The sequence below is a fragment of the uncultured Acetatifactor sp. genome (assembly GCF_948601915.1).
Classification (GTDB): domain Bacteria; phylum Bacillota; class Clostridia; order Lachnospirales; family Lachnospiraceae; genus Acetatifactor.
This window is the reverse complement of the sequence record NZ_CAPDXS010000150.1, coordinates 1-12,631: the sequence shown is the minus strand read 5'-3', so window position 1 is coordinate 12,631 and position 12,631 is coordinate 1. Positions and strand designations below refer to the sequence as shown.

The window sequence follows — 12,631 nt, the reverse complement described above, 5'->3', positions numbered from 1 at the left end:
ATGTCAGCCATATTTATCACCTGAATCCTTATGTTGTTAGAATCAATATATCATAGAGTTTCCTTAAAATCAATATTTTTTGAATAAATACAAAAAAATAGTTGACTTTAAATCATGAGAGTGCTATATTACGAGTAGATGATTTAAAATCAACAAGAAAGGAGGAAAAGATTTGACAGATTCGGAAGCTCTAAGGAAGTTAATTGAAAGCAAGGGTCTGAAAATGAAATTTGTGGCGGATTATCTGGGACTTTCGGCATATGGACTCCAACTTAAAGTGGATAATAGGCAGGAGTTTAAAACCAGTGAAGTGGCGGCTCTTTGTGAATTACTTGAAATTAATTCCTTGATGAAAAAGAAGAAATTTTTTTTGCAAGAAAAGATGATTTAAAATCACTATTGGCATAGAGAGGAGGTGAGGCGCAGATGGATATAGAGAAGAAGATATCTGAATTTATGAATAGACAGGCAGAGGAGCAGTGGGCTGCCAGAAAAAAGGAGAGGCTGCAGGTGTGCATTAAGCCGGACTCATACATTGGGAGGGAGATCATGTATCAGACTGCACTGATGCATGAAATACTGGCAGAGTTAAGAAAGGACAAAGGCAGCGGTAAGGCTGCCCATGCCGATTAGCTGGAGAAAACAGAATTGTCATAAATCTCTTTCAGCTTTTGGAATTCGATGTCAGTCCATTGGTGTGAATGATTTGTCCTGACATTGGTCAGCAACTCGTTTGCGAAGACATCGAACTGGTGTGAGAAATCTTCATATTCGCCTCTGCCGAGTGAGTCATACTGAGCGTAGTAAAGGCTATCACAACAGCAATGCTCTGATATTGCCTTGTTTAAGTAAGCCAGTGCGATTTCGACAGGGCATTTCTCATCAAAGATGCAATCGTGGGCATCACGCGCATCATAGAAAGATGAGCGAACATGGTTTTTAAAGATATCAATCAATTCTGATGGATTCATAAGGTTTTCCTCCTTTCTAGGGTACTCGGCCATGGCAGTGGCCTGTACCACCAGTATAAGGGAAAGGGGAAAGAATAGCAAGACGAACATGTGGGCGGATGCCGGTATAGGGAGGAGGTGAGGACGGATGGGGAGTAAAGTCCATAGTAGAAGCGATGAGTACATAAAAAGGTATGGAAAAAGGTATTGCTATGAATGGTTTATGAGGGCAAGCTTGGACAGGTGCTATCGTGTACTCCTAAAGAGCATCAAGTATATCAGGACAAAGGCAAGAAAAGATATGGCCATACTTGTGGTAGCAAGCATGGCCGTCAACCTGATTATTTCTTGTCTGCTTCGTAGGTGGAAATAGCGACATTTTTGGCCTGTTCGATGGATTTGAGAAGAATATCTTGAAGAACATCGTCGGTGACATGGTGGAAAACCTCATTCTTCATTTCAGTTTCAAAAATGTCAAGAATTTCGTAAATATCCATATGCCTCCCCTTTCTCATGTACTCGGCCATGGCAGTGGCCTGTACCACCAGTATAAAGGAGAGGGGACGGAATAGCAAGACGAACAGGTGGGCGGATGCCAGTATAGGGAGGAGGTGAGGACGGATGGAAAATGTGGACAAGACAATAGATGCTCTTTGTAGCAAGATTCAAAACCTCATAGATGGTGGTCGTGATTATGTGGTAGTTGTGGAAATGACAAAGGCACTGGCAGAATTAGTCACTGCCAGTGCGCATGTCCATACTCAGAAGCCATAAATTTACATGTTATCGAGAGCATGGATGGTTGAGTATATTTTCTTTAACGCATTGGTAAAATCTTCGGTTGTTGCTGCGGAAGTGCGTTCAGCAGCATTCCATGATTTTATATACTCAATAGTTGCTTCGACAGCTAATTCCTTGTCGGTTTTCCTTTCCATGAGGAAATCCTCCTTTCCTCGGTACTCGGCCATGGCAGTGGCCTATATCACCAGTATAAAGGAATGGGGAGGGAATAGCAAGACGAACATGTGGGCGGATGCCGGTATAGAGGGGAGGGGAATGTGATATGCGCAAGAACCTAAAAGAAGCCCGCCAGAGGGCGGGCCTGACGCAGCAGCAGATGGCGGACAGGCTGTACATAAGCCATTCGTACTACCAAAAGCTGGAGTCAGGGGAACGGAGGGGAGACATCGCCATATGGGATGCGCTGGAGGACATCACTGGCGTCCATCAACGGAAGCTCCGAGAGCTTTCAGAAAGCCATCCATGCAAGACAGAGGGACATTGAGGATGTCTGCAAATCGATAGGTCGGCTGTAGAGGTGAGGGATAAGGAGGAAAGCTGATGGGAACAGAAGATAGCCATCAACATAGCAATGATTTTGAATAGGAGGGCAGCAGCAATGAGCGAAGGAAAAGATAGCCTGGTATATGTATTCTACATACTTGGCTGCGCCGTTGGAATTATCGTAGCAATCTTACTTTGAGGGCATGGACTGGAGGAGCCAGATGATGTAATCCGCAGCCACTGTGGTGAGGATGCCCGCTATGAAGCTGATGATGCGGTTCAGCCAAAGCTCGGAGCGTTCCAGGGCGTACAGGGAGGACTTCCCTCCGGGACGGATGGCATAGGGGCGGTTGCTGTTGTCGTGGCATGAAAGCGCCACGCACCCTGCAGCCTCCAAGGATTTCAACACCTTAAGCTTGGCCTTTGTGTCAGAAAATCCCAAGGCGGCCTCCCCGGCAACAGTATCATTGTTGTCATACCATATATCTTCAAGTGCCCGCAGGCAGATGCGCATCCGGATACGCATAATGATTCCGTTCATGGCAATTCCTCCATGGAATGATTATACCAAGGGGGGATGAGGCTTGGCAAGCGATTTTTTAGAGAGAGGAGGTGCCATATGGTCTATCCAAAACCATTCATGAGGCTCCAGGAGCTGCATCGGCTGGGGCTCCCGAAGGAGTTCCTGTTCACTGCCTACAGGTCGAAAGGGCAGACGTTCGCCCAGAAGATCGACCCTACGAAGCCGAACAGCCCCATCATATTTGACACAGATGGGTTCGAGAAATGGCGGATCGGCCGCTGCAAGGCGGAGAACGCTGGCATCCGGAGGGCATGATGGCCTTTCGGGCAAGCGATGTTGACGGTTCGTATGAAAGGAGGAGGTGCATGAGCGGAAAAGATGTCAATAGATATCTTACGCTGCTAGACAGGAAGCTCTTCATCGTGGCACATTCCGGAGTGGAGTGGAAACCAGAGTATGGTCCGGAAATGGAAGCAATCGACCAGGAGCTTGCAGAACTGCAGAAACTGGTAGACCAGGAGCATGGAAAGAGGAGAGGAATGGAGAAAGAGGTACAGATGAAAGCATTCGCAAATGAATCAGAGTTCGATAAAGCCTATGAGGATTTCCTGGCAGGTTGCCTGCAGAAGGCAGGGAGGGAGGTCGTGGACAGCCACGCGAAGATGGAACGTAGCTTCCAGAGCTACCTGGACGCATTCGAGAAGTGGGTGTTCAGGAATGCCTACGAGGGCGGCTATGCCGCAGCGCTGGCAGGGGCAGCAGACGCCAGAGGGCAGGGCTGCCGAAACGGGGGCGGAAAAGAGGCGGTCATGGAGCAGCTGAGGGGCGAGGCCCTGCAGGCGAAGCGGGAAGCTTCGGAGTGGCAGCTGCATGAAGTCTATGGAAAGGCGGAGATGGCGCGGGAACTAGGGGCCATCACAAGAGAGGGGTTCCTGGAAATCAGCCATATGATGGTCATGAACACCGACCAGGGAAAGGAGGGCAAGTGAAGATGGGAATCAACCTGGACAGGGTGACGGTGCAGGACTGCATCGAGATGTGCGACAGGAAGGGCTTCATGGCTCTCCTGAGCAACGGGCGCCTCCTGGGGTTCCGTGCGGAGCTGAAAGGAAGATCCCCTGCAGCTGGCCGTGAACCAGTGCAGGGGAAGGTGGTAAAACAGTTGTCCATGTACCCATTATAGGGACATGGAGGGAAAAAGTCAATGGAAAGATTGTACGCTGACATGCCGGACGCGGAGCTGAGGCAGGAATGGGAAGGAACCGATGACGCGGGCCGAATCCGGGGGCTGGAGCATGAGATGGCGATGCGCTACATGCACAAGGCCGACGGCCGCCACGGCTACCTGACGGAGAAGTTCCTGCAGATGCCAGACCAGTTCGCGGAGGCTTACAGCAGGAAGGACTGGTTCCGGGCGAAGTACATCTATGACAGCGCCATCGTGATAGGGCTGTTCCTGGAGCTGCCGGAGCCCCTCCGCGAGCAGGTCTTCGGCAGCAGGCAGCACGAGGAGGTCATAGAGGGCATGTTCCCGGAGTGGATGCTGGAGCAGGTGATGAAGGAGTGCGTCATAAAGAACCGGCTGGGCTTCGAGTGCGTAGTCTACCGGATCCCCGGGGAGGTGGGCTTCTATGGTGCCAGGAGGGAGCCCGGCACCAGCTACATGCCAGCAGAAGGGAAACCGGCGTACCATGCGGGAAGGATCTGAGGAGAGGGCGGCACGATGACGGTGGAGATCTATATAGGGACCACCCTGCGGGGGTCGGCGAAGGGCATCGGGAAGGGGATGTATATCATGCGGGCCCGGCTGGCAGATAGCAGGATGCACGAGAGGATGGCGGCGGTGGAGATGGACGGGGCCACGGAGAGCCGTCTGGCGCTGTACTGCCTGCGGGACAGCCTGGCCAGGTTCCAGTACGCCTGTGATGTCAGGGTACATACGGAGTGCACGTATGTGGCCGCTGCCATCAACAGCAGGTGGCCGGAAGCCTGGCGGGAGAATGGATGGACGACCGGACGGCGCTCTAAGGTGAAGGATTCCGGGCTGTGGAGGGACATACTCTGGCACCTGGAGGATACTGGCCACACGCTCCAGGCGGTGGCTGGGAAGCATGAGTTCAGCTTCTGGATGAGGGCGAACCTGCCCAGGCTGTATGCCCCCAGGGACATCTTCGGCGAGGTGGCCGGGGAGGCGCTGAATCTTGTAGGCGACAGGATTGGAGGGCATCCTGAGATGTGCCGGCACGGAGAGGGCTGAGGAGGTTGCACCGGTGCAACCCTGGAAAGGAGAAAAGGATGATTCGTAAATTCGGGATATTCGATACTGTGGAGGAGCTCAACCGGGCAGCAGCCGCCCAGAAGGCAGAAGGGGACGAGGAGGCCCTTTTCGCCCTGGCTGCGGAGAACGGGATTGGCCAGGAGGACGTGCAGGACTACCTGGACGGCGAGGTGGAGGAGCTGGCCACGCCGCTGATGGCGGCAGTCGGCAAACTGGACATGGAGGCGGCCGAGCTGGGGCTGCAGAGCCAGCTGAAGGACTGGAAGGAGTATCTCTCGTACATGTGCGTGGAGGAACCGGAGATGTGCGGGGGCGTGTTCCGGGAGGACAGGCATCTGGGAGACTTCCTGGCAGCAGGGCTCAAGCATGCATCGCGGAACAGGGTGCGCGTCCCGGACGGGATTGCCAAGAAGGCTGGCATCCCGCAGGCAAGCTACATCGGGATGACGGGGCGGGATGAGCTGCGGCGGATTGCCAGGGATTATTATGTAAAGAGGGTGGTGGTCTGATGAAGGTGTTCAAGGCGACACGCTCCGACATGACATGCCGTATGGGTAACGGTATATTCCGCTATCAGCTGGGCGTCCAGGCAGTGGCGGACGGCTCCAAGTGCGGAAGGACTGGGCTGCATGCCTGCGAGTATGTGATGGACTGCACCCGGTACTACGATTTGGCGTGCAGGAACCGGTTCTTCCTTGCGGAGGCGGGAGGGGACATAGCCGAGGACGGCACGGACACCAGGATAGCATGCACGGAGCTGACACTGGTGCAGGAGCTGACCAGGCGGGAGATGGCCGCACAGGCGATGGTCTACATGGTGGAGCACCCCAAAAGGGCAGGATGGGAGGCAAAGCGGGCAAGCCTGGAAGTGGCAGCGGACAGGGCGGAGGCCATGCTTCCGGACGCGATAGCCATAGCCAGAGGGGAGAGCCCTATGGTGAGAGGAGCGGAAGGGGCCCATCTGGGGCTGATCCGGGAGGCGGACGGAGAGATAGTGGACGCAAGGCTCGTCATGGTGGGGAGGAACGGCATCAGGCCGGGCATCTGGTACACCGTGGAGGACGGCGTCCTAAAGGAGGCAGGGGATGAAAAGGAAACAGATTGAGAAGGTCGCAGTGAAGCGGCCGGAAGGGAAGGGCTGGAAGAAAGGCAAGCGCGTGGCGGCCCAGCTCTCCGGAGGATACCTGATCCTGGATTTGTGGAGCGATGGGACATGGATTTACAGGCATGCCGTGGACTTGCAGACTGGGGAGTATGCCTCTTGCGACATGACCGGCCTATGGACGCAGGAGAACCTGAATAACGCCTTTGCGCGCGGCGAATACTGGATTTTCATTGATGAGGAGAGCTTCCCATTGTCCAAAAAAGAAAGGGAGCTGGCTCTGGATGCCCTGAAAGTCAACTGGCCAGATGCTGATGTATACGAGAGGATAGGCTCCCTGGAGCGGGAATATTCCCGTGAGCGCAGGGACAGGAAAGAGGACAGGCGCGTCCAGAGGGTGAACGACCTGATGGACAGCGTCCCTGATGTCTGCAAGCCCGTGATGGAATGGATCAGTGGGCAGGTGGCTGGCTCCCTGCACTATGCCATCTGGGACAAGACGGACGACACCTACCAGTGCACAGCCTGCGGCCAGAGTTTTGCGGCATCGTCAGCAGGAGCGAAGATGAAGCATAGAGGAGATGCCATATGCCCGCTGTGCGGACAGGCCCTCACTGTGGAGAAGAGGAGGAGCTCCCTGCAGAGGAAGGCCAGCCTGACGCTGATCCATGGGCTGGACGAGAAGCGTGGGATACAGCGACATTTTGACGTGACGGTGGACTGGGAGATATTCCGCGTGGTCAAGCTTCATGAGACCATCCGCTGCATGCTGCACAAGGGGGCCTGGAGCATGCAGCCGTGCGAGTACTACTATGCCCAGCATGACGGGTGGGACAACAAAGGGAATCCATTCTCCCTCAGATGGAAGACGGGATACCTGTATCCAGAGGGCGTCAGGGAGGGGCTTGAAGGGACGGCATACCATGCCTGGGCAGACGTCCTCCAGCATATCGCCGCCCAGGGGATGAAGGCGAACTATGACAGAATCATAGCGGACACGAGGAAAGGCTTCATCGGGACGGTGGAATACCTGGCCAAGGGGCGCTTCCGCCGGCTGCTGGAGGAGACGTCCAATGAAGTGAACTATACGCATGGGTATGGCAGTTGGAACGCCCTGGACATCAGTGGGAGGGACATCTGTGCCGTGATGCGCATCCGGGACATGCAGAAGATAAACCGTCTGCGCCAGGAGGACGGCGGCAACGACATGCTGGAATGGATGCAGTGGGCGGACAAGGCAGGGAAGCGGATAGGGAGCGACGTGCTCTCCTGGTATGGGAGGAGCGGGATTACGAATGCCAAGTACCGCTCCAGCCGGGCATCCAGGCGCCTGTCCCCGGAGCAGCTGATGAACTACCTGAACCGGCAGGTGACGGAGTCGTATGGCGGGAAGCGGAAGGCGAAGGCCGTGTTCGAGACATACGAGGACTACCTTTCCATGTCAGAGAGGCTGGGGAAGGACATGTCGGACGCGATGGTGTACCGCCCTAGGGAGCTGAAGCGGCGGCATGGCGAAGCCGTGGAGGAGAACAACAGGCGCATTGAAGCCGAGAGGGCCAGGATGGACAAGGAACAGGCCAGGAAGGATGCGGAGCGCATGGAGGAGAAATACCCTGGCTCTGAAGCCATCCTTGCAGCAATAAAGCCAAAGTACGAGTACGGGAATGGACGCTTCCGCATCACGGTGCCGCATAGCTTCATCGACATCGTCTCAGAGGGGATGGCGCTGCACCATTGCGTGGGGCACACGGAGCGGTACTTCGACCGCATCCTGCAGCACGAGACGTACATCTGCTTCCTGCGCCGGGCGGAGGAGCCGGAGAAGCCGTTCTACACCATCGAGGTGGAGCCCGGCGGCACCATAAGGCAGCACCGCGGCATGTACGACGAGGAGCCTGACATAGAGGAGGTGAAGCCGTTCCTGCGGGAGTGGCAGAAGGAGATCCGGAAGCGGATGCGGGAGGAGGACCATGAGCATGCCAGGCTGAGCGCCGTGAAGAGGGAGCAGAACCTGGAGGAGCTGAGGCGGAAGAACAACACGAGGGTTCTGGAGGCCCTGATGGAGGATTTGATGGAGGTGGTGTGATGGGGATGCCTGTAGGAGGATATGGCGTAGCGGGCATGATACGGTGCGTCTGCGGGAACGAGGCCCGCGTGGTGGCCAGCGGTGTCGGCGCTTATGTCATATGCCACATATGCGGGGCCGGCACCTATATGTGCAACGATAAGGAGGATGCTATTAAGATGTTTCAGGAGACGTATGGATTGGAGGAGGCAAAGGGCACGGAAGTCCTTGCCTTTGCAAGGTATCAGGATCTGGAAAGGTCGGCAGACCGCACGGCGGTAAAGATAAAAGAGGGCTTCATGGAGATGGGGTACATCCTGAAGGTTGCCAGGGACACGGACATCCTGGATGGCTCCGGATATGCTGGCCATGAGGAGTTCGCGGAGAAGAGGTATGGCCTGGACAAGGGAACCGTATCCCGATATATACGGATAGTGGAGCGGTTCTCCGTAGGCGGGAACAGCCATGTGCTGCAGGATGGGTATAGGAACATAGGCTTCGCCAAGCTGTCCCTGATGCTGCACATGCCGGACGCGATAGCGGAGGAGATAACCGAGAGTTACAGCAAGCAGGAGGTGCAGGCGATAAAGGAGGAGATCGATGCTGAGCATGCGGTCAGCGACATCGAGGTGGCCATAGAGGCTGCACAGGCCCCGGAGCCGGAGAGGGAAGGGAGCCTCCTGGAGCGAGCCGTCCGGCAGCTGGGCAGGGAGCAGCCGGCCCTGTACCATAAGCTGCATGATGTCTATACGATAGGCGGCATTGCCGCTGGGAACATGGTGATGGACGTGCTGGCCCCGCAGGGAGATGCCGTCTACATGGTGAGGGTGCCTGGCACAGGGCGGCTGATGCTCTCCCTTTCCGGAGATGCGGCCAGCGTGACGAACGTCCGCAGCTGCGAGAAGGAAAGATGCTCCGCAGAGGATGTCCAGGCAGCAGTCGCCAGCATCATGCACCCCGGCCCCGTGAAGGGATCCTGGCAGCAGGAGTATGGGGAGCCGATGGAGCCGTTGGCGGAGGCCGGCCCGGGACTGGCTACGGATGGGCGGGGTACGGGAGAGGCCCTGCCCCAGAAGAGGAAGGAGTCCAAGGTAGTGAAGGCGGTACCGCCTAAGGCTACAGAAAAGGGACACGGTGCCGGAAGGCCTACAAAGGTCACGGCAGATGAGGCGCATCCGGAGCCGGAGGAGCAGCTGCCGGGCCAGATGAAGGTAGCAGACTATCCGGAGGCGATACCGGATGCCCGTTTCGAGGAAATCGTAGAGGCTCCTCCTGTGGAGGCAGTAGAAGAGCCGGACGGAGAGGCGGAAGGGCTTGATGCGGGCGGTGTGGGAGAGGATGCCATGCCGATGGCCGGGAGGGCGGCAGGTGCTGTGGACGCCCCTGCACATGAGGAAGACGAAGAAGCCGCCGTGGATGCTGCCCTCCGCAGGGAGGAGCTCCGGATGGGGATACGGAAGCACATGGACAGTCTGCAGAAATATTTCACTATATGGGACGACAGGCCGATTCCCACGGAGTATCTGGAAAAAGCGTACCAGGATGCCACAGATTTGGCAGCAGACCTGGAGAGGCTGCTGGACATGAGGGAGAAGGAGGGGACGGATGGCTAAGAGCATCATGCACAGAAAAGAGGACAGGACATGCTACCTATGCATGCTCCTGAGGGACGATTACAACGCCAGGGAAGACCTGCAGGAGCACCATGCCATGCCGGGCACCGCGAACAGGAGGCTCTCCGAGCGATATGGCCTGAAGGTCTACCTGTGCATCGAGCATCATCTGGTAGGGCCGGATGCGGTGCACAGCAACATAAGGCTCCGGAGGCTTCTGCAGGCGAACGCGCAGATGGCTTTCGAACGGAAGCATTCCCATGAGGAATGGATGGAGGCCTTCGGGCGCAACTTTATCTAGCCTTTCTGGAGGATTTGATACATCACGGAAACTGTAGGCAAGGATTCTGGGGGTTCCGGCCCCCGGAAAGGAGGGATGTATGCTGACGTTGGAGCAGAAGAGGGGCATCAGGGACGTGACGGGATTCCCTATGCGCTATCAGGAGGATTTCGATAGGCGATGGGAGGACGCAGTGGAAACGGCTCAAAAATCCGGCGCTGACCTCGGGAGGATAGCCCTTGCCATAGAGTGGAACGGGGCGGAGGGACGTTAGGAGGCGTTATGGACAGTCAGGAGAAGCAGAAGCTGTATGAGGAGTACATAACAGAGGCCAGCCCCATGGCAGCAGCCGTTGGGCGGAGGATACCGTACCATCTGGAGTACCTGCGGAGGTATGGAGACAAAGCTTCAGGGCAGCAGGTAGAAGCTGGCAAGAATGAAATGGGTGAAAGCATCTAAAAGAATGGAGGCATGCTGATGGCAAGACCACCGAAAAAAGGAATTGATTATTCAGGGTGGTCGGTAACGATTTTTGACAATGATACCAAAATGGACAAGCTTCTTGATGCGCATGGGTGGATAGGATTTGGGGTTTACTTCTATTTGTGTCAGAGAGCGTATGGAGGAGAAGGATATTTCTACCGATGGGGCTATGACGATTGTGCATCCACATCAAGAAAGATGGGCGGCGGCGTTAGTTCTGGTACGGTAAAGGAAGCCGTGGGCTACTGCTTGCAGATTGGTCTTTTTGACAAAGGGCTGTTTGACAGGTGGGGAGTGCTTACCAGTAGAGGTATCCAAAGAAGATATTGGGAAGTTGTTAAGGAACGGGATGTGCGTTCTGTGATTTCCGACTACTGGCTTTTGCAAGACAGTGAATGCAAAGGTTTAACAAAGACACCATTAAATACCGCTTTCCTGGATGGAAATGAGGGTTTCACGGGGGGGAATGAGGGTTTCCTGGATGGAAATGAGGGTTTCTGCCCTATAAAGGAAAGTAAAGTAAAGGAAAGGAGAGCAAATGAAAGTAAAGGAAAGGAAAAAGAAGTGAAAAAAAGGAAAGAAGAATCTTCTCCCTCTTTAGCGATATATTTTACAAACAATGAACCTTTGAATCGTACTTTTCTCGATTTTATAGAGATGAGAAAGAAAATTAAAAAACCTATGACAGATAGGGCAATAGAACTTTCCGTAAGAAAATTGGAGGATTTATCCAAAAACGCATTCGGTGAAATGGATGAGGGGATGGCAATAAAGATTCTGGAGCAATCAATCATGAACTGCTGGCAAGGGCTGTTCCCGCTGAAGGAGGGGCAGCAGACCAGGAATAACGTATATGACGAATGGAGGAATGCATGATGATGACAAGGGAAGAAACACAGGGGATTCTGATGTCGATACAGGCGGCATACCCGAACTATAGGGCACCAGACAAGACTATAGCGGTAAACACATGGTATAAGATGTTGTCCGAGTACACATACAACCAGGTCTCCGCTGGCCTGAAAGCATACATCCTTTCTGATACAAGCGGGTTTGCCCCCAGCATCGGCCAGATTATTGACAAGATACATTCAATGAGCGGTCAGGAAGAGTTTTCAGAAATGGAGGCATGGGCGCTTGTCAGCAAGGCTATTCGGAATAGCGGATATAACAGCCAGGAAGAATTTGAAAAGCTGCCTCCACTTGTGCAGAAGGCTGTGGGGTATCCGAGCCAGTTAAGGACATGGGCATTGGATGAAGATTACAACGAGGGGGTGGTCAGCAGCAATTTCATCAAATGCTACAGAACCATAGCCCAAAGGGAAAAGGAGATGCAGAAGATTCCAGAAGAAATCCGAAAGGCCATTGGAATGTCAAACAGGAACCCGTATTCTGTCCAGATAGAGGGCAAAAGAGTCGAATCGATAGGAGACAGGGCAAATAAAAACCAGGGTAGGATAGCGGCTGTACAGAGTATAGGGGAAGTGGTTCCGATGCCGAAAGGGTATAAGGAGCGGCTTCAGAGAATCCTGACGGGAGGGCCGGAAGAAATACTGCTACCGTAACAGTAATTTCAAAAATAACTAGAAAAATGCACTTTGACAACCGAATATTGGCTAGTAATAAAAAATTTCAATTTGCCTATTGACTTCTTGTGGCTACAGTATTATATTTATTGTAGCGACAAAAAGAAAGGAGGGAAAGAGTATGTCGCCACGCACAGGTAGACCGAAATCTGATAATAGCAAAGACACAATGCTTAGAGTACGCATTGACGAAGAAACGGTAAAGAAATTGGAAATTGCGGCAAGAGAATTGAGCATTACAAAGTCGGAAGTAGTCAGGAACGGAATCGAAAGCGAATACCAAAAAGTGTTAAATAAATAGGAGTCGCTCACCCTGAACAAGTTGCGACCCCTACAACCACCACTCCGCAAAGGGAACGGTAAATCTAGTATACCCTTTCTTCTGCGGAAATTCAATAGGCAAAGGAGATTAGTATGTGTCAAGTCCTAATTGGCACTTTTCTCTTTTTTGTAGATGTCCGACATTT

22 protein-coding genes are annotated in these 12,631 nt (G+C 53.9%); 18 read left to right on the top strand and 4 right to left on the bottom strand.

Features of this window, described 5'->3' with window-relative positions; all coding sequences use genetic code 11:
* The first annotated feature begins 172 nt into the window (after positions 1-172).
* The gene (locus Q2B33_RS20055; protein WP_300572768.1) at positions 173-391 is read left to right on the top strand and encodes a hypothetical protein; all 219 of its coding nucleotides are present in this window, start codon (positions 173-175) and stop codon (positions 389-391) included.
* 35 nt (positions 392-426) lie between these two features.
* Entirely contained in the window at positions 427-633 is a 207-nt protein-coding gene (locus Q2B33_RS20050) for a hypothetical protein (protein ID WP_300572765.1), read from the top strand.
* Here the strand turns inward: Q2B33_RS20050 and Q2B33_RS20045 are convergent.
* Together Q2B33_RS20045 and Q2B33_RS20040 are read right to left on the bottom strand one after the other, a co-directional pair.
* Positions 630-971 (bottom strand): hypothetical protein, encoded by a 342-nt coding sequence (locus tag Q2B33_RS20045; RefSeq protein WP_300572762.1) that lies wholly within the window; start codon positions 969-971, stop codon positions 630-632. The genes Q2B33_RS20050 and Q2B33_RS20045 overlap by 4 nt on opposite strands.
* A gap of 320 nt (positions 972-1,291) precedes the next feature.
* Entirely contained in the window at positions 1,292-1,447 is a 156-nt protein-coding gene (locus Q2B33_RS20040; RefSeq protein WP_300572759.1) for a hypothetical protein, read from the bottom strand.
* A 124-nt stretch (positions 1,448-1,571) separates the two neighbouring features.
* Between Q2B33_RS20040 and Q2B33_RS20035 the strand changes: the two genes are divergently transcribed.
* Positions 1,572-1,724, top strand: coding sequence for a hypothetical protein (locus Q2B33_RS20035; protein WP_300572756.1), 153 nt, complete (start codon positions 1,572-1,574; stop codon positions 1,722-1,724).
* A 2-nt stretch (positions 1,725-1,726) separates the two neighbouring features.
* Here Q2B33_RS20035 and Q2B33_RS20030 read toward each other — a convergent pair whose 3' ends face one another.
* Complete coding sequence (locus tag Q2B33_RS20030) at positions 1,727-1,885, bottom strand: hypothetical protein (protein ID WP_251205334.1); 159 nt, start codon at positions 1,883-1,885, stop codon at positions 1,727-1,729.
* 128 nt (positions 1,886-2,013) lie between these two features.
* Here Q2B33_RS20030 and Q2B33_RS20025 point away from each other — a divergent pair, with 128 nt between their 5' ends.
* The gene (locus Q2B33_RS20025) at positions 2,014-2,235 is read left to right on the top strand and encodes a helix-turn-helix transcriptional regulator (RefSeq protein WP_300572751.1); all 222 of its coding nucleotides are present in this window, start codon (positions 2,014-2,016) and stop codon (positions 2,233-2,235) included.
* Between the two features lie 189 nt (positions 2,236-2,424).
* Here the strand turns inward: Q2B33_RS20025 and Q2B33_RS20020 are convergent, their stop codons facing one another.
* Entirely contained in the window at positions 2,425-2,775 is a 351-nt protein-coding gene (locus Q2B33_RS20020; RefSeq protein ID WP_300572748.1) for a hypothetical protein, read from the bottom strand.
* Positions 2,776-2,853: 78 nt separating this feature from the next.
* Here Q2B33_RS20020 and Q2B33_RS20015 point away from each other — a divergent pair, with 78 nt between their 5' ends.
* The 14 genes from Q2B33_RS20015 (at position 2,854) to Q2B33_RS19950 (ending at position 12,143) form a co-directional block, all read left to right on the top strand.
* A complete protein-coding gene (locus Q2B33_RS20015) occupies positions 2,854-3,072 on the top strand; it encodes a hypothetical protein (RefSeq protein WP_300572745.1) in 219 nt (72 codons plus the stop codon).
* A 50-nt stretch (positions 3,073-3,122) separates the two neighbouring features.
* The gene (locus tag Q2B33_RS20010; protein ID WP_300572742.1) at positions 3,123-3,746 is read left to right on the top strand and encodes a hypothetical protein; all 624 of its coding nucleotides are present in this window, start codon (positions 3,123-3,125) and stop codon (positions 3,744-3,746) included.
* Positions 3,743-3,940, top strand: a complete 198-nt coding sequence (locus Q2B33_RS20005) for a hypothetical protein (protein WP_296464296.1) — start codon at positions 3,743-3,745, stop codon at positions 3,938-3,940. Before Q2B33_RS20010 ends, Q2B33_RS20005 begins: the two co-directional genes overlap by 4 nt.
* 21 nt (positions 3,941-3,961) lie before the next feature.
* Positions 3,962-4,465 (top strand): hypothetical protein, encoded by a 504-nt coding sequence (locus tag Q2B33_RS20000; protein WP_300572738.1) that lies wholly within the window; start codon positions 3,962-3,964, stop codon positions 4,463-4,465.
* Positions 4,466-4,480: 15 nt separating this feature from the next.
* Positions 4,481-5,014, top strand: a complete 534-nt coding sequence (locus Q2B33_RS19995) for a hypothetical protein (protein WP_296464301.1) — start codon at positions 4,481-4,483, stop codon at positions 5,012-5,014.
* Between the two features lie 38 nt (positions 5,015-5,052).
* Positions 5,053-5,544, top strand: coding sequence for a hypothetical protein (locus Q2B33_RS19990; protein ID WP_296464304.1), 492 nt, complete (start codon positions 5,053-5,055; stop codon positions 5,542-5,544).
* 41 nt (positions 5,545-5,585) lie between these two features.
* On the top strand, positions 5,586-6,140 hold the full coding sequence (locus Q2B33_RS19985) for a hypothetical protein (RefSeq protein WP_300572735.1): 555 nt from the start codon (positions 5,586-5,588) through the stop codon (positions 6,138-6,140).
* Complete coding sequence (locus Q2B33_RS19980) at positions 6,121-8,223, top strand: PcfJ domain-containing protein (RefSeq protein ID WP_300572733.1); 2,103 nt, start codon at positions 6,121-6,123, stop codon at positions 8,221-8,223. The genes Q2B33_RS19985 and Q2B33_RS19980 overlap by 20 nt, the downstream gene beginning before the upstream one ends.
* Positions 8,223-9,815 (top strand): hypothetical protein, encoded by a 1,593-nt coding sequence (locus Q2B33_RS19975; RefSeq protein ID WP_300572731.1) that lies wholly within the window; start codon positions 8,223-8,225, stop codon positions 9,813-9,815. The genes Q2B33_RS19980 and Q2B33_RS19975 overlap by 1 nt, the downstream gene beginning before the upstream one ends.
* On the top strand, positions 9,808-10,116 hold the full coding sequence (locus Q2B33_RS19970; RefSeq protein ID WP_300572729.1) for a hypothetical protein: 309 nt from the start codon (positions 9,808-9,810) through the stop codon (positions 10,114-10,116). The genes Q2B33_RS19975 and Q2B33_RS19970 overlap by 8 nt, the downstream gene beginning before the upstream one ends.
* A gap of 79 nt (positions 10,117-10,195) precedes the next feature.
* On the top strand, positions 10,196-10,369 hold the full coding sequence (locus tag Q2B33_RS19965) for a hypothetical protein (protein ID WP_300572727.1): 174 nt from the start codon (positions 10,196-10,198) through the stop codon (positions 10,367-10,369).
* An 8-nt stretch (positions 10,370-10,377) separates the two neighbouring features.
* Positions 10,378-10,554 carry a hypothetical protein gene (locus tag Q2B33_RS19960; protein WP_300572725.1) on the top strand — a complete coding sequence of 59 codons (177 nt, stop codon included), beginning with the start codon at positions 10,378-10,380 and terminating at the stop codon, positions 10,552-10,554.
* A gap of 18 nt (positions 10,555-10,572) precedes the next feature.
* The gene (locus Q2B33_RS19955; RefSeq protein ID WP_300572723.1) at positions 10,573-11,454 is read left to right on the top strand and encodes a DUF4373 domain-containing protein; all 882 of its coding nucleotides are present in this window, start codon (positions 10,573-10,575) and stop codon (positions 11,452-11,454) included.
* Positions 11,451-12,143 (top strand): replicative helicase loader/inhibitor, encoded by a 693-nt coding sequence (locus tag Q2B33_RS19950; protein WP_300572719.1) that lies wholly within the window; start codon positions 11,451-11,453, stop codon positions 12,141-12,143. Before Q2B33_RS19955 ends, Q2B33_RS19950 begins: the two co-directional genes overlap by 4 nt.
* Positions 12,144-12,631 lie beyond the last annotated feature (488 nt).

Excerpts from the sequence above, each read along its gene's own strand:
- Q2B33_RS20050 (WP_300572765.1), top strand. The coding sequence starts at position 427 with ATGGATATAGAGAAGAAGATATCTGAATTTATGAATAGACAGGCAGAG.
- Q2B33_RS20045 (WP_300572762.1), bottom strand. The coding sequence starts at position 971 with ATGAATCCATCAGAATTGATTGATATCTTTAAAAACCATGTTCGCTCA.
- Q2B33_RS20040 (WP_300572759.1), bottom strand. The coding sequence starts at position 1,447 with ATGGATATTTACGAAATTCTTGACATTTTTGAAACTGAAATGAAGAAT.
- Q2B33_RS20035 (WP_300572756.1), top strand. The coding sequence starts at position 1,572 with ATGGAAAATGTGGACAAGACAATAGATGCTCTTTGTAGCAAGATTCAA.
- Q2B33_RS20030 (WP_251205334.1), bottom strand. The coding sequence starts at position 1,885 with ATGGAAAGGAAAACCGACAAGGAATTAGCTGTCGAAGCAACTATTGAG.
- Q2B33_RS20025 (WP_300572751.1), top strand. The coding sequence starts at position 2,014 with ATGCGCAAGAACCTAAAAGAAGCCCGCCAGAGGGCGGGCCTGACGCAG.
- Q2B33_RS20020 (WP_300572748.1), bottom strand. The coding sequence starts at position 2,775 with ATGAACGGAATCATTATGCGTATCCGGATGCGCATCTGCCTGCGGGCA.
- Q2B33_RS20015 (WP_300572745.1), top strand. The coding sequence starts at position 2,854 with ATGGTCTATCCAAAACCATTCATGAGGCTCCAGGAGCTGCATCGGCTG.
- Q2B33_RS20010 (WP_300572742.1), top strand. The coding sequence starts at position 3,123 with ATGAGCGGAAAAGATGTCAATAGATATCTTACGCTGCTAGACAGGAAG.
- Q2B33_RS20000 (WP_300572738.1), top strand. The coding sequence starts at position 3,962 with ATGGAAAGATTGTACGCTGACATGCCGGACGCGGAGCTGAGGCAGGAA.
- Q2B33_RS19995 (WP_296464301.1), top strand. The coding sequence starts at position 4,481 with ATGACGGTGGAGATCTATATAGGGACCACCCTGCGGGGGTCGGCGAAG.
- Q2B33_RS19990 (WP_296464304.1), top strand. The coding sequence starts at position 5,053 with ATGATTCGTAAATTCGGGATATTCGATACTGTGGAGGAGCTCAACCGG.
- Q2B33_RS19985 (WP_300572735.1), top strand. The coding sequence starts at position 5,586 with ATGGGTAACGGTATATTCCGCTATCAGCTGGGCGTCCAGGCAGTGGCG.
- Q2B33_RS19980 (WP_300572733.1), top strand. The coding sequence starts at position 6,121 with ATGAAAAGGAAACAGATTGAGAAGGTCGCAGTGAAGCGGCCGGAAGGG.
- Q2B33_RS19975 (WP_300572731.1), top strand. The coding sequence starts at position 8,223 with ATGGGGATGCCTGTAGGAGGATATGGCGTAGCGGGCATGATACGGTGC.
- Q2B33_RS19970 (WP_300572729.1), top strand. The coding sequence starts at position 9,808 with ATGGCTAAGAGCATCATGCACAGAAAAGAGGACAGGACATGCTACCTA.
- Q2B33_RS19965 (WP_300572727.1), top strand. The coding sequence starts at position 10,196 with ATGCTGACGTTGGAGCAGAAGAGGGGCATCAGGGACGTGACGGGATTC.
- Q2B33_RS19960 (WP_300572725.1), top strand. The coding sequence starts at position 10,378 with ATGGACAGTCAGGAGAAGCAGAAGCTGTATGAGGAGTACATAACAGAG.
- Q2B33_RS19955 (WP_300572723.1), top strand. The coding sequence starts at position 10,573 with ATGGCAAGACCACCGAAAAAAGGAATTGATTATTCAGGGTGGTCGGTA.
- Q2B33_RS19950 (WP_300572719.1), top strand. The coding sequence starts at position 11,451 with ATGATGATGACAAGGGAAGAAACACAGGGGATTCTGATGTCGATACAG.